Below are 21,804 nucleotides of genomic sequence, written 5' to 3'. Positions count from 1 at the left end.
TCCCAGGCTCTGCTTTTTTGTTAAAATCTAAACCCAGTATTAAAAGAAAGCACTTTATCTTCTCTAGAAAAGCCATAGCCTAAGCTTATAAAAATATTATCAAAAAGGTTTAGCCAAACACCCGGCCCATAACCTTGGTGCCAAGTATTACTTTCAATTTGGGCAGAATGTACCCGGCCGGTATCGTAAAAACCAAATACGCCAAAATCTCCGGTTAAGATATAGCCACGTATTTTGGTAACTGGTATTCTCACCTCGGTATTAGCAAAATAGGCTGTTTTTCCAGAAAAGCGTTGATTTCTAAAGCCTCTTAAGTTTTCATTGTTACCTAAAGAGCTGGCATGGTAAAACTGATAATCACCAATATTAGTTTCTGCACCTAATCTAACAGCAAAAGTTACAGGGAAAGAAATATTAGGCGTAGCATAACCGCTAAAGCTGGTGTATAAGTTTAGATGTTTATATTGCTCTGCATTGGTTTGCCAAATATAGTTGATGGTACTCAGCCATCTGAACCCCGTTTGCGGATTGATTTTTCTATCTCTCAAATCTAAATCAGCATAAGATTTTATCGTGATAAATTTATCGGTATTAGAAAAATCATCAGCTAAATTACCAATAAAGCTATTGGGTCTGTTTTTCATAATATCTACGTAAGCTAGCCCCGGTCCAATACCAAACTTAGCCCTTTCAGATAAACGGTATTGGAAATATGCATTTGCCTGTAAAGCTCTGGAACGTACCCTGTAGAAATCAACATGATTTTCATTAGGCGTACTATTACCAATACCGTAATAATTAAAACTATAGGCTGGTCCGGCAAAATCGCCACTAAAAACCAAGTCATATTTTTTAGCAAATAGCGAGTGGAAAATACTTCTATACTTTACTTCAAATGCTCCGTTTTTAGGGGCGTATAAAGCAGTTATTTTCTGCTCAAAAGCATAAGGGTCTTTTCTAAAACCATAGCGTTTTATTTGGTGAGATAAGCCAAAAGAAGGGCCATCTAAACCGTTTGGATAATCTACAGAAGGTGCAATACCTGCCTTATCGTACTTAAACCAATTTGGAGTATACTGGTTAATCCAAGCTTTGTTAGAAAGTACAATTCTGGTGTTTTTGCTTCCGCTGATGTTATTTTCTGGCGTATCATAAATAACTATTTTACCAGTATTAGAAGTGTCTGTTATACGGTCTTTCCCATCTCCGCCAACAATTCTAATTTTTAAAGGATGCTTAGATTTTCCTTTCACTATAGCGCTATCGCGTTCATCCAAAAGGAAAAAATTAAGCTCTTTGGTAAGGCTATTGTCAAACTTTCTAGAATAAATTAGGGTATCGATATTCCCTTCTTTTCTGGTTTTGTATAGACAAACCAAGGTGCTATCAGCCTCTCTAGTAATTTCTAGATATTCATATTTATCAGACCCAGCAATGGTAACTTCTTTAGCTAAAGTTTTATAATAAGATACCGCCACATCATGTAATTGGTTACGTCTTGATTTTAATTTCTCGATAATCTCATTCCCAGAAACCATAAAAGCTTCTTTGGGCATAGCCTTAATAGATGATGTTATAACACTATCAGTCAACTCTGTTTGCAGTTCTTTGGCTATTTTTTGCCAATCTTTAAGGTTAAGCTCGTTCAAGAAATTTCTATCTAAGTTTCTGGCGGCAATAGAGAGTTCGGCGGGGTCTTTAATTTCATATCCAAAATGTTGTATGTCTGCCACAAAACTTTTAAAAAGCGAAGGTAGTAAGCCATCAAATTTAGTATAAACTTGGTCGCGGTCTCTAGGGATAGGTCTGTAAATAGCACCTTTATCTTTTTCAAACTCAGCCCAACGCCATTGGTCTTCATGCCTGTCCCAATCGCCAATAAGCATATCAAACAAACGGGCTTTTAAGAAGCTTTTTTGGTCAACCTCGTTATCGTTATCTTCTTTTAGTTTTTCGTATAAGGTTTCTGTACCGATGGCGTTTTTGGTTCTGCCGAAGTTTTTATATAGAGATAAATTTTCATCGGGTCTTATTTCTATGATACCAACCCTGCCACCAACTTCAGCTAAATAAGGGCCTAATAACCTAGAATAAGGCATATAAACCAATTGTGGTTTGGTATGGTAAACTCCTGCTGCGCTAGCCATTTCTGGGATGGTTAAAGCGCCAAAAGGATGGGCAGATGATATTTGGTCTTGCAAGAAATCATCAGCAAAAGTGGTTTCAAAACCGTTTGGTAATAAATCTGATGGGTCTTTATTAACCGTTCTAAATTGGTATTGGATACTGTCTTTACCAATCATCCGTAAAGAAGTAGTTTGTTTACCGCCACCAAGTTGTAAAGGTTTTAGACCTCCGGCATATTTGGTTAAATCTAGGTAAGGAATTTCTACTGGTGTAGCCCAAACGTTTCTGTAATGTTCGCCTAAAATTTTCTTTTTAAAATTAGAAGCCCTGTACTGTTTACCTACGGCTACGTATTTCATAGAATCTTGAAGATCTAACAAGTCTTCTTCTTTTATTTCTGCTTTGCTAGGTGCTGTTGCGTAGAGCGGTTTTCTGTACATCAGTTTACCGGTAGAGCCATCTTTAACAGGCTCCCAAAACTCTACCCAGCATTGGCCGTTGGTATAATAGTTTAAGCGGGCAAAGCCTTTTGTTCCGTGACCAAAAAGCGCATTATTGCCTTTAAAAAGCGCACTGTTTTTACTGCCTGCACCACTAATAATATGATTTAAGTTTTGGTATTTAGTAAACTGTAAAGCATGTTCATGCCCGGCAGCAAAAACTACATTTTCTGCATTGTTTAGTATAGAAAGTAAACCGTTTTTGAGCTGCTGGTAATCTTTGTTAGAAATATCCTGTCTGGACAAACCATATTGCCTCAATAAAGGATATAAAGAACCCAAAATAGGTAACGGAATGTATAAATTATCTTTAACCAAGGTGAGTGGAAATATGTAATCTATCAGCGTAAAATAACCACCATGTTTACCATTAGAAAATAGCGGATGATGTTGGGTAAATAGTATGTTTTTTCCTTTATTTTTTAGAATAATGTCTTTTACTTGGGTAAGTACTTGTTCTTTAGAAACCGCTGTGCAGCCTTGTTGGTATCTGTTAGATTTACTGTGCTTATGCAACCACCACTCGCTATCTAAAACAATAATAACCAGATCTTTATTCATACGAACTTCTACTGGTCCGGCACAACCATTACTAGGGATAAATACATCGGTACTATCTAAGTATTGCTCTACAAATTGCTCTTGGCGTTTTACAGCAGCAAGTCCGCCTGGTCTGCTGTGGTTCCAATCGTGGTTACCCGGAATAAATATTTTACGGCCTTTAAAATCTTTTACAATTTTCAGCTGTTCTACCAGTCGTTTTTCTTTCTCTTCACGGTCATAATCATCAGGTTCTGGTAAGCCCTTATCATAAATATTATCTCCCAAAAATATAGCTACGTCTTTAGGGTTAGATAATTTTTTGATAAGCGTATCGCTACCAGTTTTAGAAACCACGGTATCGTAACTAAACATCTGCGATTCCATGAGTTTCAATGTAGGTTCTTGCCTGCTTAAATCAGGGTTGCCTACATCGCCAACTAAAAAAACCGTGTATTTAAGACTTAAGGTATCGGGATTGTTTGCCGTTTGCCATTCCTTTTCTTTTTAGCATAAAAAGGCTTATAAGTTGTACAAGCAGCGTACAAAAAGCTACTGAGAACAATGAATGATATTTTAAACTTATTTGTCATGTATAGATGTGATTTTTAAGATGTTGCCACTCAGTTTTTTTCCTTCGTTAGAAATATAAAGCTCTCCTTTGCTATTAAAGGCCATGCCTTCTGGCTGGGTAAAAGCATTTCCAAGTAGGGAAATAACCTGTTTAATTTCTTGTTGATGGATAACTACAATAAAGTTATTTGTTGATGATAGGATGTATAAATCTTTGTCTTGCGGATGTATAGCCATTGCGGTAGGACTAAAAACTTTGTTTAGATTTTCGTTCCCAAGTTTTTTTAGAAAAGCCTTGGATAGCTCTTCCCAACGGTCTCCTTCAAAAATGGCTAAGATTTTTTGATGAGAGATATTTAGATAAGGTTCTTCATCAACCTTAAAATTTGTTAAAGAGAACGTATAAACAGCTTTTTTATCTTCATTACCTTTCAAATCTTCTGCTTTTACAGCAATTAATAATTGATGCTGTGCTTCATCATAAACAACAGATTCAATATCGTTTTTCTTCTTAAAAGCGGTATTATGCTGTATAACTTCTGGTCTTTTATCTTTAAAGGATACAATTTGGGTTAAACTGCCTTTGCTGTTGATGATAAAAAGGTCGTTTTTAACTTTGGTGATGTCTTCAAAATCTCCAGGCTCTTGAAAAATTAATTTTCTAACAACTTTTTTCTCAATAAGATCAAGAAAGTACACTATACCATTTTCGTCTTCTACGGCAGCTATTAAACTATCGTTAATAAAGGTGATTCCAGAAATTTCTTTAAGCTGATAATCGAGGTTAATGGTCTCGAAATTTTTGATATAAGATTTCTTAACAGCCTGTGCTTTCTTTTTCTTTAAAGAAGAATTGGTACAGGATGTGATAAGTATTGATGAAATTAAAAAAGGTATGATGTAGACCTTGTGCATAAAAATAAATTGTAGCACACACAAATCAAATCCTATACCACTAAAATCATATATGATGACAACACCATCTGGTTTATTAAAAGCAGCAGAAGTTTATGTTTTTGATTTATTAAAAGATAAACTGCCCAACGAGTTGGTTTACCATAATTTTAACCATACTAAAGATACGGTAGACGCTTGCGAAGAAATGGCAAATCATTATCAATTAAATGATATTGAGAAAGAAGATTTAATGCTAGCAGCATGGTTTCATGATACTGGCTATACCGTAAAATACAAAGATCATGAAGAAGAAAGCGTTAAAATTGCCGAAACTTTTTTAAGAAGTAAACTAGATGAAAAGCGCTTAAGCAGCATCACCGAAATGATAAAAAGTACGCATGTAAATGTTCCTGTTAATAATTTAAACGAGGAAATTTTACATGATGCAGATTGTATCAACATGGGTAAAAAGCAGTTTTGCAAAAATGCAGAATTGCTAAGGGTAGAGTGGGAGCAAAGCCTTAAACAAAATTATACGGATTTACAATGGGCCGAGGGGCAGCTACATTTTCTTATCAATAAAAAGTTTAAAACAGCTTATGCCTTACAAACCTATGGCGATGGCAAAGAGAAAAATTTAAAAAAGCAGCGTAAGCAAATAGAAAAACTAAAAAGCGACCAGTTTAAGCTACATTTAAAAGAAAAAGGTATTGAAGTAAAATCTAAAAAAGAGGGCCGAGGGATAGAAACTTTATACCGTTCTGTTTATGATTATCATATCAATTTAAGCTCTATTGCTGATAATAAAGCCAACATCATGATTAGTATCAATACCATTATAGTTTCTTTAATTATTACGCTATTTGGTTCTGGTTATACCTTTACAGGCGATGGTACTTTTGCCAGTATAAGATTTGTATTTCCAATGGCTTTTTTAGTTATCAGTAGTTTGCTTTCTGTGGTATTTGCTATTTTATCTGCCAGGCCAAATATTACCAGCAAAGAAAAATTCGAGCTCGATAATAAAAACAGTAGTATCCTGTTTTTTGGGAATTTTGCTCAAATACAAATCAATGAATTTGTAAGTCATATTAAAGAACTTAAAAAAGAAAAAGAAGAGCTTTATGATAGTATGACAGTAGATATTTACCACTTGGGAGTAGTACTGGTAAGGAAATATAAGCTATTAACTACTTCTTATAATATTTTTATGGGAGGCTTAGTTGTGTGTGCTGTAGGCTTTTTATTGATTATGCTTTTGTCTTACTAAGTTTCTTAACATCAGCGAAAGCGATATAATGATAAGGTACAGACCCAAAATGTTCGTAACTGTCTTTTCCTTTTTGTAGTTTATCCCAATTGAACCAGTTTTTAGCCACTTTTTTGTCTTTAAGCTTATCTAAATATTGTTGTGATAAAAGGATGTAATTATGCTGCTGTACGCTGTTTTTAAGTAGCTTATGCACCAAAATAACATCTTCGCCCATTAATTTAATATGCCCTTCTATATTAGAAATAGATATCTTTCCATGATGGATGATGATTTTAATACCAAGCTGGTTATTAGCTAAGTATTTTTCATAATTCTGTATATCTATTTCTTTGTACGATGCAATAAAGTTGTTAAAAGCATCGTAAATAGCTTTACATTGCCTAGCTACTTTTTGTACAGATGGTAGCCTGCCTGTTTTGTAAAAAAATATAGCATCGCCTTCAATTTCGGCTACATTAAGTTCTAATATATTGGTTTTAATAATGGTTTGTAAAATATTGGGTATTACTTCATGCGCAAAATCCTGATTGGCAGACATCATGAATTTTGTGAAACCTGTAATGTCTGGTATGCAAAAAAATACAGGAATTTTAGAGTTTGTTTTAACCATGAATGAAGTATGAAAGATTGCTTTTTTTTAGAAGTTATATAGCAAAATATAAACCATTTTTAATGCTGTTCTAATTTGATTTTTAAAAAAAGTATTTACCTTTAAGGCAATAAATCAACCTAGTGCCGTATGAGAAATATGAAAGCTGCATTTGCAGCATTTGATGCCTATAATCAGCAAGATCCAAATCAGATTGTATACGAAGGGCTAACTTATCCACAAGAATATTTTTTAGCCTTAAAACTACACGAATGGGTTTTAACTTTAAATCCAAAAGCTAGTTTAGAGCTTTTGTTAGCATCTAGATGCCAACATATTGGGCGTTGGGAAACTCCGCGTAAGCAATATCCAGAAGGAAGAGAAGGTTATCTAAAATGGAGAAAAGAACAGGCAAATTTTCATGTAGATAAATCTTTGGCTATTTTACGTCATGCAGGTTTTGATGAAACTGTTTGCTATCGCGTTAAGCAAATCATCTTAAAACAAAAAATTAAGATTGATGCCGAAGTGCAAATTATGGAAAATGCTTTGTGTTTGGTTTTTTTACAATATCAGTTCGAAGACTTTTTAAACACGCAGCCCGATATAAAAATGATTGGTATTTTAAGAAAATCTCTCCTTAAAATGGATAAACATGGTCATGAACATGCTTTAAAACTACCTTTCTCTGAAAAGGCTAAGGCTTTAGTTGCTAGAGCTCTTGAAGAGCTTTATGTTTAGTTTATTCATAGTGTATTTATTGGTTATCCCTAAAAAGGGGGTATAACTACCATATTTTTTTAACATTAATCTGTATTTACAGCGAATTAATTAAATAGCAGTGTTTTACATAGTATTTTTTAAATTATTTATATCCCTAATTTAAGGGATATAAAAATAAATGAGGATGTTTAGTTTTGAGAATCTATAACAATCAAATGCTACATTTACTAGTAGGCATTTCAAATGCCAACACTGTCCTCCTTCAAGAAAGTAACGTTAACGAGTCTTTACAAAAAGTAGTAGAGGAGTTAGGTAAGGCTACAGATGTAGACCGTTGCTATATTTTTACCAATAAGATAGATACTGATGGTATTTTAAAACTTTATTATACACATGAGTGGTGTAATAAAGACATAGAAATTCAATTAGGTAATCCCGATTTAAGCGGCTTGGAATATGCTATTTTCCCAGGCTTGTATGAAACCTTAATTAACCAAGAAGCTTATTATGGTATAGTTAAAGAAAGCCAAAATGAGCTTTTTAAGGAAGTAATGGAGTCTCAAGACATTAAAGCTTTCTTATTTACACCAATTTTTTGCGAAGGAGTATTTTGGGGTTGGATGGGATACGACGATTGCCAGATAGAAAGAAAGTGGCTGCCAGAGGAAGTAGAGGCTTTACATGTGGTAGCCAAAAATATCGGGATAAGGCTTTCTCGTGAAAAAAGCGAACAAAGAGTTCTTCACTCTCAAGAAAGGTTTAATCTTTCTGTTTTAGGCTCGCAACAAGGGATATGGGAATTTGATGTAGCTGAAAATAAGTGGTATTTCTCCCAGATATACATGTCTATGGCGGGTTATGCATCTCAAGAGTTTGAGCAAACTTTTGAATTTGCAGTAAACATCATACACCCTGATGATAAATCAAATGTTGTTAAAGCCTTTGATGATTATATCCATAAAAGAATCCCAGAGTTTTCTGTAGAGTTTAGACAAGTACACAAAGAAGGCCATTGTGTTTGGGTAAGAGGTTCTGCCGTAGGGAAATGGGATGATGAAGGGAAACTAATTTATCTGGCAGGTTCTCATTTAGATATAACCAGACTTAAAACGCAGCAGCAAGAACTTGAAGAGCAACGTAACGAATTTGATTATTTAATAAATAACCTTGCAGAAGTTGTATTTAGGCTTAATACAGCTAATGAGTTTACTTTTTTAAATGACTATTGGTATAACCTGACGGGCTATACCCAACAAGAATCTACACATAAAACCATTTGTAGTTTTATGGCTGATGATGATGTGGAGTTCATGAAGAAACAGTTTTCTTTGTTGGAAGGTAAAGCCAATCATGCTATCAATATTGATGTTAAGTTAAAACATAAAGACGGAAACTACAGGTGGGTAAATGTAATTGCTAGTAAGTTTAAATCTTCTTTTTCAGATACATCGGCTTTTGCAGGTAGTATCATAGATATTAATGACCGTAAAGAAGCACAAGAAAGAGAGAAAGAACTAACCGAGCTAAAGTCGAACTTTGTTTCTATGGCTTCTCATCAGTTTAGGACACCATTAACGGTTATTTACTCTAACATAGAGCTTATAGAATCCTATGCTAGTAAATTAGATGATAAATCATTAGAGCGTTTTACCATTTTTGCTAGCAGAATAAAAGGAGAAATAGATAGGATGACAGAATTGATGAATAATATCTTGCTCTTTGGTCGTTATAACGCTCAGGAACTTTCTGTAAATCTTAAACCTGTTGAGCTTTCCGCTTTGATAGACCGTGTTTTGGAAACCTATTTTTCAAATCAGCCTGATGGAAGGAAAATCAACTTTGACAATAAAGGTATCAGAAAGATTGTGGCATTAGATGAGCTGCTATTCATATATATATTAACCAATATTATTTCAAATGCATTTAAATACTCTGTAGGTAAACCAAATCCCGAGCTAGAAATTGTTTATAAAGAGAATGAAATTGATATCTTAGTAAAAGATTACGGAATTGGTGTTCCTCCTGATGAAAAATCTAAACTTTTTAGTTCTTTCTATAGGGCTTCTAACACATCAACCATACAAGGTTCTGGTTTAGGTTTAGTTATTGCAAAGCAATTTACTGAGCTTCACCAAGGAACAATAAAAATTGATAGTGAATTAGATAAAGGAACTTTAGTAACTTTAACTTTGCCTAATACCTATGAGTAAGATTTTGTTAGTTGAGGATGAAACCATTTTAAGAGAAACCTTAGCAGAAATTTTAGAATTAAATGATTTTGAAGTTATAACCGCTAGCTCTGGTTTAGAAGCATTGGAGATTTTAAAAGATACAGTTCCTGATTTGATACTAAGTGATGTTTTAATGCCCGGCATGACCGGCTTTGAAATGATGGAGCAAGTAAAAATACAAGCTCAATTCAAAGATGTCCCTTTTATTTTTCTTTCTGCCTTAACTAGTCATGATGATAAACAGAAGGGCCTAGATTTAGGTTGTCGCCATTTCATTACCAAACCTTTTAAATCTTTTGAAGTAGTAAAGCTGATAACGGCTACCTTGGCAAAGGATTAAAATTGCCTTTTCTTCCTAAATTGCCTTTAAATTTTGTTACGTTTATATATGGCTCTTCTATAACTATCTCCTAATTATAAAACCTTTCAATTAACTCTTTTTAATGTAGCTTATTAAGCCTAAAAAGGTCTTAATTTTTGGTAATCCTATCTAATTTTCCTTTTTATATTTTCTCCCTTTTGCAATACAATTCATTCTTATAAAATATTTTTTTTATTTATTGCAACCGATAACAATTACCAAAATAAGCTTACAAGGTATTTAAATAAGCTTTTTATAAAAAAATAAAAAAAAACTATGCAATCGGTTGCAAATTAATTTTTTAATTTCTACTTTAGATTAACCAATTAAGAAAAGCTTAACAATCAAAGGCTAAAACTTAAGGAGCTATTTAACCAATTAACAAAAATCATATGTACAAAAATTACTTTCAATTTTATGTATTAGATGACGCTGAAAAATTATACAGTTATTTAAATTCTGTATTATGGTCATCTATAAGCTACTGCCATGCTTTATCAAGTATTCATTTTGATTTTGCAGAACAGGCAAGCCCCATACCTAAGCTTATTCAAAACAGTTAAACAATCTCATTTTTTACAAAAGGCTTTAGGGCTTTAAAAAATTTCATTTCAATTATGAATAAACCTGAATTTAAAAATTATTTAAGAGTAGCTACACTATTGGTGTTGCTATTAAGCTTTGTGCCCTTGCTGTCTTTGGCGCAAACCTCACTTAAGGGAAAGGTGCTTGATGAAACTGGGCAGCCCTTACCAGGTGCGGCAGTACAAGTAAAAGGTAGTGCAGCAAGTACGCAAACTTCTGTTGATGGTTCTTTTACTATCAATGTACCTGCACAGCAAAATACTATTGTAGTTTCTTTTATAGGCTACATTAAACAAGAAGTTAATATCGCAAACAAGAATAACATTACCGTAAGTCTTGCGCCTGATGCAAAAAGTCTTGAAGAAGTTATTGTTGTAGGTTACGGTACGCAAAAGAAACGTGATGTGACAGGTTCTGTAGTATCTGTTAGTGGCGACGCTTTAAGAGAAGTGCCAACAACCAACGTAATAGACCAATTAAAAGGTAGAGCAGCCGGTGTGGATATTCAAAGTAATAGTACGCAACCTGGAGCTAGCGGTCAGATACGTATTAGAGGTGAGCGTTCTTTAGCTGTTGGTGCAGGGGATGCTGATAGACAAAATCAGCCTTTAATTGTATTAGATGGAATTCCATTTGTGGGAAGTATCAATGAAATTAATCCTAATGATATTGCCTCTTTAGATATTTTAAAAGATGCATCAGCAACTGCTATTTATGGTTCTAGGGGCTCAAGCGGTGTAATTTTAATTACTACTAAAAGAGGTAAATCAGGAAAAGCTACTGTAAGTTTTGATTCTTTTTATGGCATTAACCGTAGAATGGATGATTATAACTTTTTTAATGCCCAAGAATTTGCCGCATTCAAAGATGCAGCGACAAGGTTTAATGGGACAAATCCTTACGCACTTACTCCAGTAGAAACTGCAAATCTTGCAGCTGGTGTTGATACTGATTGGCAAGATATTGTTTTTAGACAAGGTTATAATACAGATCATTTTTTATCTGTAATTGGTGGAAATGAAAATACTCAGTTCTCATTTGGTACCGGATACAGAAAGGAAGAAGGAATTGTTTATGGTCAAGATTATGATCGTATCACCTTAAGAACAACTATAGACCATAGAATTAATAAGCGTATAAAAGTTGGTATCAATTCCTTAAATAGTTTAGGTAATAGCCAAGGCGGTGGACGTTTCCCGGTTGGTGGTTCTCTAAGAATTAGTCCTTTATTCTCTCCTTATAATGAAGATGGAAGTATTAATTTAAGACCGCAAGTTGGTACATTAGATGTAGAGTCTGTAAATCCATTAACTATAAGAGATGAAGATACTCATACTAATCCTAGCAGAAGGTTAGCAACATTTAATAGCTTGTATGGAGAAGTAGATATTATAAAAGGATTAAAGTACCGTACCAATATTGGTTTAACTTTTAACCAAGTACAGGGTGGTGCTTATACAGGTCCCAATACTTTCTACAATAATAGTAGGCTAGCTAGTCAATCAACAGCTTCCGTTTCAAATTCACAAAATTGGGCGGCTTTATGGGAAAACGTTATTACCTATAATAAAACATTCGCTGAAAAGCATAATGTAACATTTACAGGTTTATTCTCAATGGAGAAAAACCATAACCAAAGTAGTGGATTTAGAGGTGTAGGTATACCAGCAGATTATATACAAAATTATAATTTAAGCTTAGCTAATTCTATAACTGCTGATGGTGGAGGCTTCGTAGAAAGAGGATTGATTTCTTATATGGGCCGTTTAAATTATTCATTTGCAGGTAAATATTTATTAACTGCCACTGTAAGACGTGATGGTTCTTCTGTATTATCTCCAGGCTTTCAATATTTTACTTATCCAGCATTAGGTTTAGGTTGGAATATTGCTGAGGAAAACTTTATAAAGGATCTAACTTTTATCTCAGCTTTGAAATTAAGAGCAGGATGGGGCTTAACTTCTAATCAGTCAGTTGCTGCATATGCTACTCAAGGTAATTTAACAACTACTGGTGGCGGATCTACTCCACAAGGTTATGTATATAATTTTGGTGAGGTGGGTCAGGTTGGTGCTATTGTATCAACATTAGCCAACAGGGCTTTAGAGTGGGAAAAGACTTCAAACTTTAATTTGGGTTTAGACTTTGGTTTTTTAAATAATCGTATTACGGGTAGTTTAGAAGTTTACCAACAAGAAACTAGAGATATTTTACAAGTACTTCCTCTTCCTCCAACTAACGGTGCTGGTAGCACTACTGTAAATTCAGGTAGAACTGAAGGTAAAGGTTTAGAGTTCAGTCTAAGCAGTACTAATATTACAAGCAAGAGTGGTTTTAACTGGTCATCAGATTTTAACATATCTTTTGTAAGAAATAAAATTACTTTTTTAAGAGAAGGATTATTACAAGACTTTGGTAGAGGCTGGGTAGTAGGGCAACCGTTTAATATTATTAGAGACTTTAGAAAAGTAGGTATATGGCAAACTAATGAAGCTGATTTAGCTGCAAGATACGGACAGCTTCCCGGACAGATAAGGGTAGAAGATGTAAATAACGATTTTGCTATTAGTGCAGCCGATTTACAAATAATTGGAAACTTTCAACCAGATTTTGATGCCGGTTTTACCAATAGATTTTCTTATAAAGCATTTGATTTATCTATTGTAACTTTTGCAAGAATTGGTCAAACGGTAGCTTTACCTTATTTAACTGCAGATGGTAGCGATAGGGGATATCCATTCTTTAATAACTCTAGAGCCAACCAGTACAAAATAAATTACTGGACACCATTGAATCCAACAAATGATTTTCCTGCACCAGATGCTAGTTCAGACAGAGTACTATATTCTTCGACTTTAGCCTATAGAGATGGTTCTTTTATAAAAGTAAGAAGTATCAATTTAGGGTATAACCTTCCAGCTAATGTTTTAGCTAAGGCTGGTATTAGCTCATTAAGAGTTTATGCTACTGTTGTCAATCCATTTATACTTTGGTCTCCAATTGTAAGACAAGGTCTAGCCATAGATCCTGAAGGAAATGGTTATGGAGGAGTAGCCACTTCTACCGCTGCGGGTGAAAACGTTACAGGAAGAGCAATTACGGTAAACTTAAATAATCCGCCAACCCGTACATTCCAACTAGGTGTAAATCTTAAATTTTAATCTTCAAGCATATGAAACTATATAAGAAAATATTATTTTCAGGTCTTATCCTAGGTGTATTAGGAGGTTCTGGCTGTAAAAAATTGTTAGTAGAAGAGCAAAGAACAAGCTTAACTCAGCAATATTTATCTACACCTGCAGGTATTATAGCAGGAATTACTGGAGCATACTCAGATATGCGCTTTTTATGGGGAACAGAAGGGTTCTCTATCCAAACACAAGGTGGTACGGATGAGGTTTTAGCTGGTGCTAGTGCTGGGGGTCTATCAATACTTTAACTTATAATAACCTTGCTGTAACTTCTAATGATTATCTTCCAATATTTCAAATATCTTATCAAGATATCAATGCCATGAATGGTATTTTACAATTTGGTCCTGCAGCAAATTTTGCTACAGAAGCTGAGAAAACTAGAGCAATAGCTCAAGCCAAATTTATGAGGGCTTTTCTTTATTATAATATGGTAATTACTTTTGGTAATGTTCCACTTAGTACATCATTTATAACAGAGCCTTCAACTGCAGCAGTCCCTGCCCCTAAAGCAGATATTTATAATCTTATTATTAAAGATTTAACAGAAGCCTCAACGGAATTACAGGTTTTACCTACCGCTCCTTTCACCGGTAAACCAGCTACACAAGCAACCGCACTATACCTTTTAGCTAAAGTTTATGCTACCAGAGGTTGGTCTGATGTTGCTCAACCCAATGATTTTCAAACAGCGGCATCTATTGCTCAAAATTTAATAGATAATAAAGCAGCTTATGGGGTTGATTTATGGGAAGATTATGCCGATGCACATAAACTAGGTAATGAGTATGGTAAAGAAACTTTATTTGTGGTAGATTATAATAGAGATCCTCGTTTTGGGGAGTTTGTACCTACAGCTGCTGGTGGTAGAATTAATGGTACGGCTTATTTTCAAAGGCCAAACTACCCAACTGTTAATGCTAATTTCCCAGGTACTGGTGGTGCGGCAGTGATGACAAGAGATGTTGCAAACGGAAGACCTTTTATTCGCATGCGCCCAAATACCAATTATGTGGTTAACGTAGCATTTACAAATAGAGCTAACGATACTCGTTTTGATAAAACTTTTCAAACTACTTGGATAGCTAACACGGCAAATGTAACTACACCAAGAGGTGCTTTAACGGTAGGTGTTGATACTGCAATCTGGATGCCTCCTTTTGAAGTTACCGCCGCTAGAAGACAAGCATTTAAAGGGGTTATTTTTACGCCAACAGGCGCTAATGGCGGTAATGCTTATACCAATGTATTTTTCCCTTCAATGAAAAAATATGATGATCCAAGCAGACCAGCGGTGAATGACCCATCAACTCGTCCTTTCATCATGTTCAGATTTTCTGATGTTTATCTAATTGCAGCAGAAGCTTATCATAAGTCTAATAGAAATGATAGAGCCGCTGATATGATTAATGTGGTAAGAAGAAGAGCTGCCTTTAACCCAACCAGAACACCAGCACAAAATGCCGCCGCAGCTACAGCTTTACAAGTAACAGCTGCTGATATTACCTTAGATTTTATCTTAAATGAAAGAACCAGAGAGTTTTATGGCGAGCACATCAGATGGTGGGATTTAGTAAGAACCCGCTCTCTAGTAACCAGAGTGAAAGCTTTTAATACAGAAGCAGGAGCTAATATTCAAGATTTCCATATGTTAAGACCAATTCCGCAAAGACAAATAGATTTGGTAACATCTGGTCCTGCTTACCCTCAAAACCCAGGTTATAATTAATTTTTAATCATAAAGACATAAAAATGAAAAATACATTTATAAAGTCCATGGTGCTGTTTGCCTTAGGTACAACAGTACTAAGCTCTTGCCAAAGAGAAGTGGAATTTAATAGCTTAAACAAAGGTAATTTTACAGATACCGTTGGCTCTTTACAAGCAGTAGCAGATTTTCCAATTGGCTTTGCAGCCGATAATCCTACTTTTGAAAGTAATGCCGCTTACAGAAGAGCTATAGTTTCAAATGCATCTATGATAACCTTTGAAAACTCTATGAAGCATAATGCCATTGTTAGAGATAATGGAACATTTGATTTTACAAGAGCCGATGCTTTAGCTACTGCTGCAACTGCGGCAGGTTTAAAAATTCATGGTCACACTTTAGTATGGCATTCTCAACAAAATGGCACTTATTTAAGTAGTTTAGGAGGTACTGCACCACCGCCAAGACCAAATATTTTATTAAATGGTGGTTTTGAAAGTGGTACCGGTGCTGATTATACCAACTGGTCTAAATTTAACGGAGCAGCATCTTTTTCAGCAGGTTCTGGTGGCGAGGTTAGAACCGGCACTCGCTCTATGAAAGCTGTAGTTGCTACAGATAATCCTGGAGGCCAATGGAGGGTACAGTTAGCTAGTGATTTATTCCCTACAACAGTTGGTGTTGATTATAGAGTGACTTTCTTCATTAGAGCAGCAACAGCAGGAGGTACTATGAGATTATCAACTGCCCCTTCAGCACAATTTCAAGGAGACCAAACTGTAGGGACAGATTGGACACCTATTAGCTGGACTTTTAGAGCTCGAGATGCACAAACACGTATTTTATTTGATATGGGTGCAAGAGCAAATACGTATTTTGTAGATGATGTAACAGTGGTTGATGCTACGCCAGTTCCGGGTGTAGATTTAACTCAAGTAAGAATAAGTGTAGATAATGCTATGAAAGCCTTTATTCAAGGCATGATTAACCGTTATAAATCAAGAGGCGTGGTAAGTTGGGATGTATTAAATGAGATTTTGGCAGAAAACGGAACTTTAAGAGATGGTACAAACAGCCCTACAGAATACTATTGGGTAAAATTCCTTGGTCGAGATTATATTGCTAATGCTTTCAGATATGCCAGAGAAGCAGACCCTAACGCAGATTTATACATCAACGATTTTAATTTAGAGCAAGGTAACCAATTAAAAGTAGACTCTATGGTAGCACTTTGCAACCGCTTAAAAGCACAAAATGTGCCTATTACAGGTATTGGTACGCAAATGCACATTACCACTAATTCTTCCAGAGCTGGTATCATCAATTCTTTAAGAAAATTAGCTTCTACGGGTTTAAAAGTTAAAATTACCGAATTAGATATCAGAGTTAATGTAGGTAACGCAGCTGCATTTACACCAGATGAATTCACTTTAGCTTTACAAGCAGAGATGTATAAGTTTGTGGTAGAAACTTACTTAAAATATGTGCCTGCTGCACAAAGAGGCGGAATTACAATTTGGGGAGTTGATGACCCTAGAGGATGGCTAAACAGAGCCGATCGTCCGGAGTTTGCATTGCTCTTTAATGCCAATTTTACTAAAAAACCAGCTTACGCCGGGGTAAAAATGGCACTACAAGGAAAATAATTATTTATTATTGGTTTAGGTTACAACGGTAGGTTCTCTTTAGAGGGCTTACCGTTCCTATTAAAAGACATTTCTATGAAGCGTTTAGGTTTAATCATATTCTTATTAATAGCAGTTAAGGTAACATTTGCTGATGTTAAGCTGCCCCGTTTAATTTCTGATGGGATGGTTTTACAAAGAAACGTTCCGCTTAAAATATGGGGTTGGGCTAGCGCTGGAGAACAGGTTACCTTGAGGTTCAAAAATAAAGCGTATAAAGTAACAACCAGTGATAATGGGGTGTGGAATATTAACCTAAAGCCTTTAAAAGCGGGTGGTCCTTATGAAATGGATATTAAAGGAAATAACCAAATCATCATTAAAGATATTTTAGTTGGTGATGTTTGGGTAGCATCCGGCCAGTCTAATATGGAATTGCCTATGCGTAGGGTAGAAGTTTTATATCCTGATGTTGTTAAAAATGCCAATAACCCTAAAATTAGACAGTTTGGCGTACAAACTTCTTTTGCTTTTACTGAAGAAAAAGATGATTTTTCATCGGGCCAATGGAAGGCTGTTACACCAGAAAATATCTTAGATTTTACAGCCGTTGGCTACTTCTTTGCCCAATCTTTATATGCAAAATATCAAATCCCTATAGGGCTTATTCGGGTTAGTGTGGGCGGCTCTCCGGCCGAGGCTTGGCTAAGTGAAGAAGCGCTTCATGCTTATCCTCATTATCTAAAACTCACTCAAAAATATAAAAATACCAGCTTGGTAGATAGTATTAGAAATAAAGACAATAGCATTGTTAACACCTGGAACAACAATATTGATAAAAATGATGAGGGCTTAAAAAATAAATGGTTTGAAACTGAACATGATGATACCCACTGGACTAATTTCTCTATACCGGGTTTTTGGGATAAACAAACCTTTACCAAACTAGCTCAAGATAAAAATCAAAACTTAAATGGTGTAGTATGGCTTAGAAGAGATATTTATGTTACCGATGAGATGCTTAAATCTTCGGCTTTATTAGTTTTGGGCGCCATAGTAGATAGAGATGTAGTTTATGTAAACGGTAAGCAGGTAGGTACAACTGGTTATCAATATCCTCCAAGAAGATATCCTATCCCGCAAGGGATTTTAAAACCCGGCAAAAACTCCATCGCTATAAGAGTAGTGAGTAATATTGGAAAAGGCGGTTTTGTTTTAGATAAGGAATACGCTTTAATATTAGGCAGCAATAAAATAGATTTAAAAGGAGATTGGAAAATTGCTTTAGGCTATGCCAGCGAGCCTATGCCAATGGGGCAAACTACTTTCCACTACCAGCCAGCAGGTTTGTTTAACGCCATGATAGCGCCTATGTTAAACTTCCCCATAAAAGGTGTAATATGGTATCAGGGAGAATCTAATACAGGCAAATATCAAGAATATAAGCAGCTTTTTAGAGATCTAATCCAGACATGGAGAGCAAGATGGAAACAGGCTGATATGCCTTTTTTGTATGTGCAACTCGCAAATTTTATGAAAGCTCAAGATACTTTTAAAGAAAGTAATTGGGCCGAGCTTAGAAATTCACAATTGCAAACATTAGCTTTAAATCATACAGGCATGGCAGTTACCATTGATGTTGGCGAATGGAATGATATTCATCCTCTAAATAAAAAAACAGTAGGAGAGCGTTTAGCTTTAGCCGCTAGAAAGCTAGCCTATCATGAAAAAAATATCGCCTACAGCGGGCCCATATATAAAAGTATGCAGGTTAAAAATGATGAAATTCTCCTCAGTTTTGACCATGTTAATGGCGGCTTGCTAGCTAAAGGTGCTAAATTAAATGAGTTTTACCTGGCAGGTGCTGATAAAGTTTTTTTAAAAGCAGAGGCTGTTATTTCAGGAAAACAAATTGTAGTTAAACATCCTCAAATTAAAAACCCGGTTGCGGTACGTTATGCTTGGGCTGATAATCCGGAAGGAGCTAATTTATATAACCAAGCAGGTTTGCCAGCTTCACCTTTTGCCACAGATAAATAAAAAAAACATGCGTAAATATTTCTTTTTGGTTAGCCTGATGTGGTTTACTGCTACTCAGGCCCAAACTACTATACACAATCCAATACTCGGTGGTTTTTATCCAGACCCCAGTATCGTAAAAGTAAACACAGATTACTATTTAGTGAACTCTACCTTTGTTTATGTGCCTGGTATACCAGTTTTTCATAGCAAAGACTTGAAAAATTGGAAGCAAATTGGCAGTGTTGTTACTCGCCCAACACAAATGGATTTTATGGGCGAGCAAGTTTCTCGTGGACTTTTCGCACCCGCTATAAGTTACCACGATGGACTTTTCTATATCACCTGTACAGATATTGATCAGGATGGGAATTTCATCATGACAGCAAAAAATCCGGCTGGGCCATGGAGTAATCCTATTTTATTACCCAAAGTAAAAGGTATAGACCCTTCTTTGTTTTTTGATGATGATAAGGTTTATATCATTTACAATAGCGATGCGCCAGAGCGTAAACCTCTGTATGATGGGCATCGTACCATTAGAATTTATGAACTGGATAAGGAAAATTTTTCTGTAAAAGGCGAGGAAACTATTTTGGTTAACGGTGGGGTTGATATTTCTACCAAACCTGTTTGGATAGAAGGGCCTCATATTTATAAAAGAAACGATTATTATTATCTATGTGCCGCAGAGGGGGGGACTTCTGTAAATCACTCTCAGGTTATTTTGAGGAGTAAAAACGTAAGAGGGCCTTATATCCCTTATGATAAAAACCCTATTTTAACGCAAAGGCATTTAGACCCCAATCGTAAAAACCCAATCACATCGGCAGGTCATGCAGATTTAGTTGAGGGCCCAGATGGTAATACTTATGCTGTGTTTTTGGCTGTTAGACCCTATGAAGGAAATTATTACAATACAGGCCGAGAAACTTTTTTAGCGCCTGTAAAATGGACTGCCGATGGGTGGCCAATCATCAACCCAGATCATCAAGAAATTCAATATCAATTTACGGTGAATTGGCCAGAGCTTAAACAAAATGCCTTACCGCAAAGTGGTGCATTTACGTATCGCCACACGTTTAAAGATACGCTTGATTATTCTTTCTTGTTTCTAAGGTCTCATGATAAAAGTTGGTTAGAATTATCAGCCAAAAAAGGTTTAACCCTACAGTTAAAGCCAGAAACCTGTATGGAGTTGTCTAATCCGGCATTTGTAGGTAAACGCCAGCAACATGCTTTTGCAACCGTAGTTACAGAAATGGATTTTAAAGCTGCAAAGGAAAATGAAAAGGCTGGTTTGCTGATTTTTCAAAACGAATTCCATTTCTACTATATCTGTAAATCTATAGCTAGTGGCATACCTGTAATTCAGGTTTTTAAAGGCAATAAGGCTTCAAAAAGTATGGATTTACTACAAGAACAGAAGCTTACAACAGCTAATACTAAAGTTTGGCTTAAAATAGAAGCAAAAGGCGCTAATTATAATTTGGCTTACGCCGAGCAACCTAAAAATTGGAAAGTTTTAGCACCTCATTTGGATGGAAAATATTTAAGTACGCAACAAGCAGGTGGTTTTGTAGGAGCTTTATTTGCAATATATGCTAGTGCTAACGGTAAAACATCAACAAATACAGCTTCTTTTAAATATTTAGATTATGAAGGTGTTGATTTAAAACAATAGCATAACATTTGTATAAAAGCAAAAAAGCGACAGTGAAAAAACTGCCGCTTTTTTATGCATAAAACCTAAAATAATCTTATTTTTTTAAAGGTTTTATTAAGCCTATAGTACCATCGGCATTGTGGGTTAATTCTGTAACCTTAACATTTCTTAAATGTGTTTTGCCAGATAATTGTGTGTCATGGTAAAAAATATACCATTTACCTTTAACCTCAATAATAGAGTGGTGGGTGGTCCAGCCTTGTACAGGTTCCATAAAAGTACCTTGGTAAGTAAATGGTCCGTATGGGTTATCGCTAACCGCTGATGCTAAGAAGTGCGTATCTCCTGTAGAATAAGTGAAATAATATTTTCCGTTGTATTTATGCATCCAAGCGCCCTCAAAAAATCTCCTATCATGGTCTTTTGTTAACAGTGGTTTGCCTTCTTTATCTAAAATAATAACATCTTTTACGGGTTCTGCAAAGCTTAACATGTCATTACTCAGCTTTGCAATTTTCGCAGTTAATGCTGGCTCATCTTCTTTTTGTGAATCTGTTTTAGAACCATTAGCATCATACTTTCCGTCTTTCCATCTTTGTAATTGGCCACCCCAAATACCACCAAAGTACATGTAAGAAGTGCCATCATCATCCGTGAAAACGGCAGGGTCTATACTAAAGCTTCCTTTAATAGGTTGTGGTTCTGCCTTAAAGGGGCCGGCAGGTGTTTTTGATGTAGCTACGCCTATTCTAAAGACATCATTTTTATCCTTAACAGGGAAATACAAATAGTAAGTTCCATTTTTATAAGCTGCATCAGGAGCCCAAAGTTGTCTGCCTGCCCAAGGTATATCTTTAATGTCTAAAGCAACTCCGTGGTCTGTTACTTTGCCATTCACACTATCCATAGATAGGATACGATAATCTCGCATGTCAAAATGGTCTCCATTATCATTTTCTGGTGTACCGGCTTCTATATCATGCGAAGGATAAATGTAAATTTTACCTTCAAAAACATGGGCAGATGGGTCTGCCGTATAAATATTTGATATAAGCGGTTGCGTTAAAAACTTAGAAGTATCTTGTTTTAAACTGTCGGTTTGTGCCGTTTTTCCCGAATTGTTTTGGCAAGCTATGGCGCTTATAGCTATAGCTAAAAAAGAGGCTGTAATAGTGGGTTTTAAATTCTTTTTCATG

The 21,804-nt window shown here is 35.5% G+C and carries 15 protein-coding genes; 11 read left to right on the top strand and 4 right to left on the bottom strand.

Translation table 11 applies throughout. From position 1 onward, the window contains the following. Window positions 1-20: 20 nt before the first annotated feature. Together FYC62_RS09340 and FYC62_RS09335 are read right to left on the bottom strand one after the other, a co-directional pair. Window positions 21-3,554 (bottom strand): metallophosphoesterase, encoded by a 3,534-nt coding sequence (locus FYC62_RS09340; protein WP_149074735.1) that lies wholly within the window; start codon window positions 3,552-3,554, stop codon window positions 21-23. A gap of 195 nt (window positions 3,555-3,749) precedes the next feature. Beyond that, window positions 3,750-4,655, bottom strand: coding sequence for an SdiA-regulated domain-containing protein (locus tag FYC62_RS09335; protein ID WP_149074734.1), 906 nt, complete (start codon window positions 4,653-4,655; stop codon window positions 3,750-3,752). A gap of 52 nt (window positions 4,656-4,707) precedes the next feature. Between FYC62_RS09335 and FYC62_RS09330 the strand changes: the two genes are divergently transcribed. Then, window positions 4,708-5,907, top strand: a complete 1,200-nt coding sequence (locus FYC62_RS09330; protein ID WP_149074733.1) for a Pycsar system effector family protein — start codon at window positions 4,708-4,710, stop codon at window positions 5,905-5,907. Here FYC62_RS09330 and FYC62_RS09325 read toward each other — a convergent pair. Continuing rightward, window positions 5,888-6,520 carry a DUF2652 domain-containing protein gene (locus FYC62_RS09325; RefSeq protein ID WP_149074732.1) on the bottom strand — a complete coding sequence of 211 codons (633 nt, stop codon included), beginning with the start codon at window positions 6,518-6,520 and terminating at the stop codon, window positions 5,888-5,890. The genes FYC62_RS09330 and FYC62_RS09325 overlap by 20 nt on opposite strands. Window positions 6,521-6,649: 129 nt before the next feature. On the opposite strand from FYC62_RS09325, the gene FYC62_RS09320 reads away from it, so the two are divergent. The 10 genes from FYC62_RS09320 (at window position 6,650) to FYC62_RS09285 (ending at window position 20,626) form a co-directional block, all read left to right on the top strand. After that, window positions 6,650-7,240, top strand: a complete 591-nt coding sequence (locus FYC62_RS09320; protein WP_039454876.1) for a DUF4202 domain-containing protein — start codon at window positions 6,650-6,652, stop codon at window positions 7,238-7,240. Between the two features lie 197 nt (window positions 7,241-7,437). Continuing rightward, complete coding sequence (locus FYC62_RS09315) at window positions 7,438-9,432, top strand: PAS domain-containing protein (RefSeq protein ID WP_149074731.1); 1,995 nt, start codon at window positions 7,438-7,440, stop codon at window positions 9,430-9,432. After that, a complete protein-coding gene (locus FYC62_RS09310; RefSeq protein WP_052177052.1) occupies window positions 9,425-9,793 on the top strand; it encodes a response regulator in 369 nt (122 codons plus the stop codon). The genes FYC62_RS09315 and FYC62_RS09310 overlap by 8 nt, the downstream gene beginning before the upstream one ends. A gap of 413 nt (window positions 9,794-10,206) precedes the next feature. Beyond that, complete coding sequence (locus FYC62_RS17115; RefSeq protein ID WP_161792141.1) at window positions 10,207-10,377, top strand: hypothetical protein; 171 nt, start codon at window positions 10,207-10,209, stop codon at window positions 10,375-10,377. A gap of 54 nt (window positions 10,378-10,431) precedes the next feature. Beyond that, the gene (locus tag FYC62_RS09305; RefSeq protein ID WP_149074730.1) at window positions 10,432-13,560 is read left to right on the top strand and encodes a SusC/RagA family TonB-linked outer membrane protein; all 3,129 of its coding nucleotides are present in this window, start codon (window positions 10,432-10,434) and stop codon (window positions 13,558-13,560) included. Window positions 13,561-13,571: 11 nt separating this feature from the next. After that, the gene (locus tag FYC62_RS17325) at window positions 13,572-13,838 is read left to right on the top strand and encodes a hypothetical protein (protein ID WP_205943703.1); all 267 of its coding nucleotides are present in this window, start codon (window positions 13,572-13,574) and stop codon (window positions 13,836-13,838) included. Beyond that, the gene (locus FYC62_RS09300; RefSeq protein WP_317131544.1) at window positions 13,826-15,319 is read left to right on the top strand and encodes a RagB/SusD family nutrient uptake outer membrane protein; all 1,494 of its coding nucleotides are present in this window, start codon (window positions 13,826-13,828) and stop codon (window positions 15,317-15,319) included. Before FYC62_RS17325 ends, FYC62_RS09300 begins: the two co-directional genes overlap by 13 nt. Window positions 15,320-15,342: 23 nt before the next feature. After that, window positions 15,343-16,944 (top strand): endo-1,4-beta-xylanase, encoded by a 1,602-nt coding sequence (locus tag FYC62_RS09295; RefSeq protein ID WP_149074729.1) that lies wholly within the window; start codon window positions 15,343-15,345, stop codon window positions 16,942-16,944. A gap of 75 nt (window positions 16,945-17,019) precedes the next feature. After that, entirely contained in the window at window positions 17,020-18,963 is a 1,944-nt protein-coding gene (locus FYC62_RS09290; RefSeq protein WP_149074728.1) for a sialate O-acetylesterase, read from the top strand. A 7-nt stretch (window positions 18,964-18,970) separates the two neighbouring features. After that, entirely contained in the window at window positions 18,971-20,626 is a 1,656-nt protein-coding gene (locus tag FYC62_RS09285) for a glycoside hydrolase family 43 protein (protein ID WP_149074727.1), read from the top strand. A 76-nt stretch (window positions 20,627-20,702) separates the two neighbouring features. Here FYC62_RS09285 and FYC62_RS09280 read toward each other — a convergent pair whose 3' ends face one another. Next, window positions 20,703-21,803 (bottom strand): glycoside hydrolase family 43 protein, encoded by a 1,101-nt coding sequence (locus FYC62_RS09280; protein ID WP_149074726.1) that lies wholly within the window; start codon window positions 21,801-21,803, stop codon window positions 20,703-20,705. Window position 21,804 lies beyond the last annotated feature (1 nt).

The sequence above is a fragment of the Pedobacter aquae genome, assembly GCF_008195825.1.
Lineage (GTDB): Bacteria > Bacteroidota > Bacteroidia > Sphingobacteriales > Sphingobacteriaceae > Pseudopedobacter > Pseudopedobacter aquae.
Note: the sequence above shows the minus strand (reverse complement) of the source record. Positions and strands in the feature narration are given on the sequence as shown.

What these genes read in the sequence shown, in the direction of transcription:
- FYC62_RS09340 (WP_149074735.1), bottom strand. Translation starts at nt 3,554, where the DNA reads ATGGAATCGCAGATGTTTAGTTACGATACCGTGGTTTCTAAAACTGGT.
- FYC62_RS09335 (WP_149074734.1), bottom strand. Translation starts at nt 4,655, where the DNA reads ATGCACAAGGTCTACATCATACCTTTTTTAATTTCATCAATACTTATC.
- FYC62_RS09330 (WP_149074733.1), top strand. Translation starts at nt 4,708, where the DNA reads ATGATGACAACACCATCTGGTTTATTAAAAGCAGCAGAAGTTTATGTT.
- FYC62_RS09325 (WP_149074732.1), bottom strand. Translation starts at nt 6,520, where the DNA reads ATGGTTAAAACAAACTCTAAAATTCCTGTATTTTTTTGCATACCAGAC.
- FYC62_RS09320 (WP_039454876.1), top strand. Translation starts at nt 6,650, where the DNA reads ATGAGAAATATGAAAGCTGCATTTGCAGCATTTGATGCCTATAATCAG.
- FYC62_RS09315 (WP_149074731.1), top strand. Translation starts at nt 7,438, where the DNA reads ATGCTACATTTACTAGTAGGCATTTCAAATGCCAACACTGTCCTCCTT.
- FYC62_RS09310 (WP_052177052.1), top strand. Translation starts at nt 9,425, where the DNA reads ATGAGTAAGATTTTGTTAGTTGAGGATGAAACCATTTTAAGAGAAACC.
- FYC62_RS17115 (WP_161792141.1), top strand. Translation starts at nt 10,207, where the DNA reads ATGTACAAAAATTACTTTCAATTTTATGTATTAGATGACGCTGAAAAA.
- FYC62_RS09305 (WP_149074730.1), top strand. Translation starts at nt 10,432, where the DNA reads ATGAATAAACCTGAATTTAAAAATTATTTAAGAGTAGCTACACTATTG.
- FYC62_RS17325 (WP_205943703.1), top strand. Translation starts at nt 13,572, where the DNA reads ATGAAACTATATAAGAAAATATTATTTTCAGGTCTTATCCTAGGTGTA.
- FYC62_RS09295 (WP_149074729.1), top strand. Translation starts at nt 15,343, where the DNA reads ATGAAAAATACATTTATAAAGTCCATGGTGCTGTTTGCCTTAGGTACA.
- FYC62_RS09290 (WP_149074728.1), top strand. Translation starts at nt 17,020, where the DNA reads ATGAAGCGTTTAGGTTTAATCATATTCTTATTAATAGCAGTTAAGGTA.
- FYC62_RS09285 (WP_149074727.1), top strand. Translation starts at nt 18,971, where the DNA reads ATGCGTAAATATTTCTTTTTGGTTAGCCTGATGTGGTTTACTGCTACT.
- FYC62_RS09280 (WP_149074726.1), bottom strand. Translation starts at nt 21,803, where the DNA reads ATGAAAAAGAATTTAAAACCCACTATTACAGCCTCTTTTTTAGCTATA.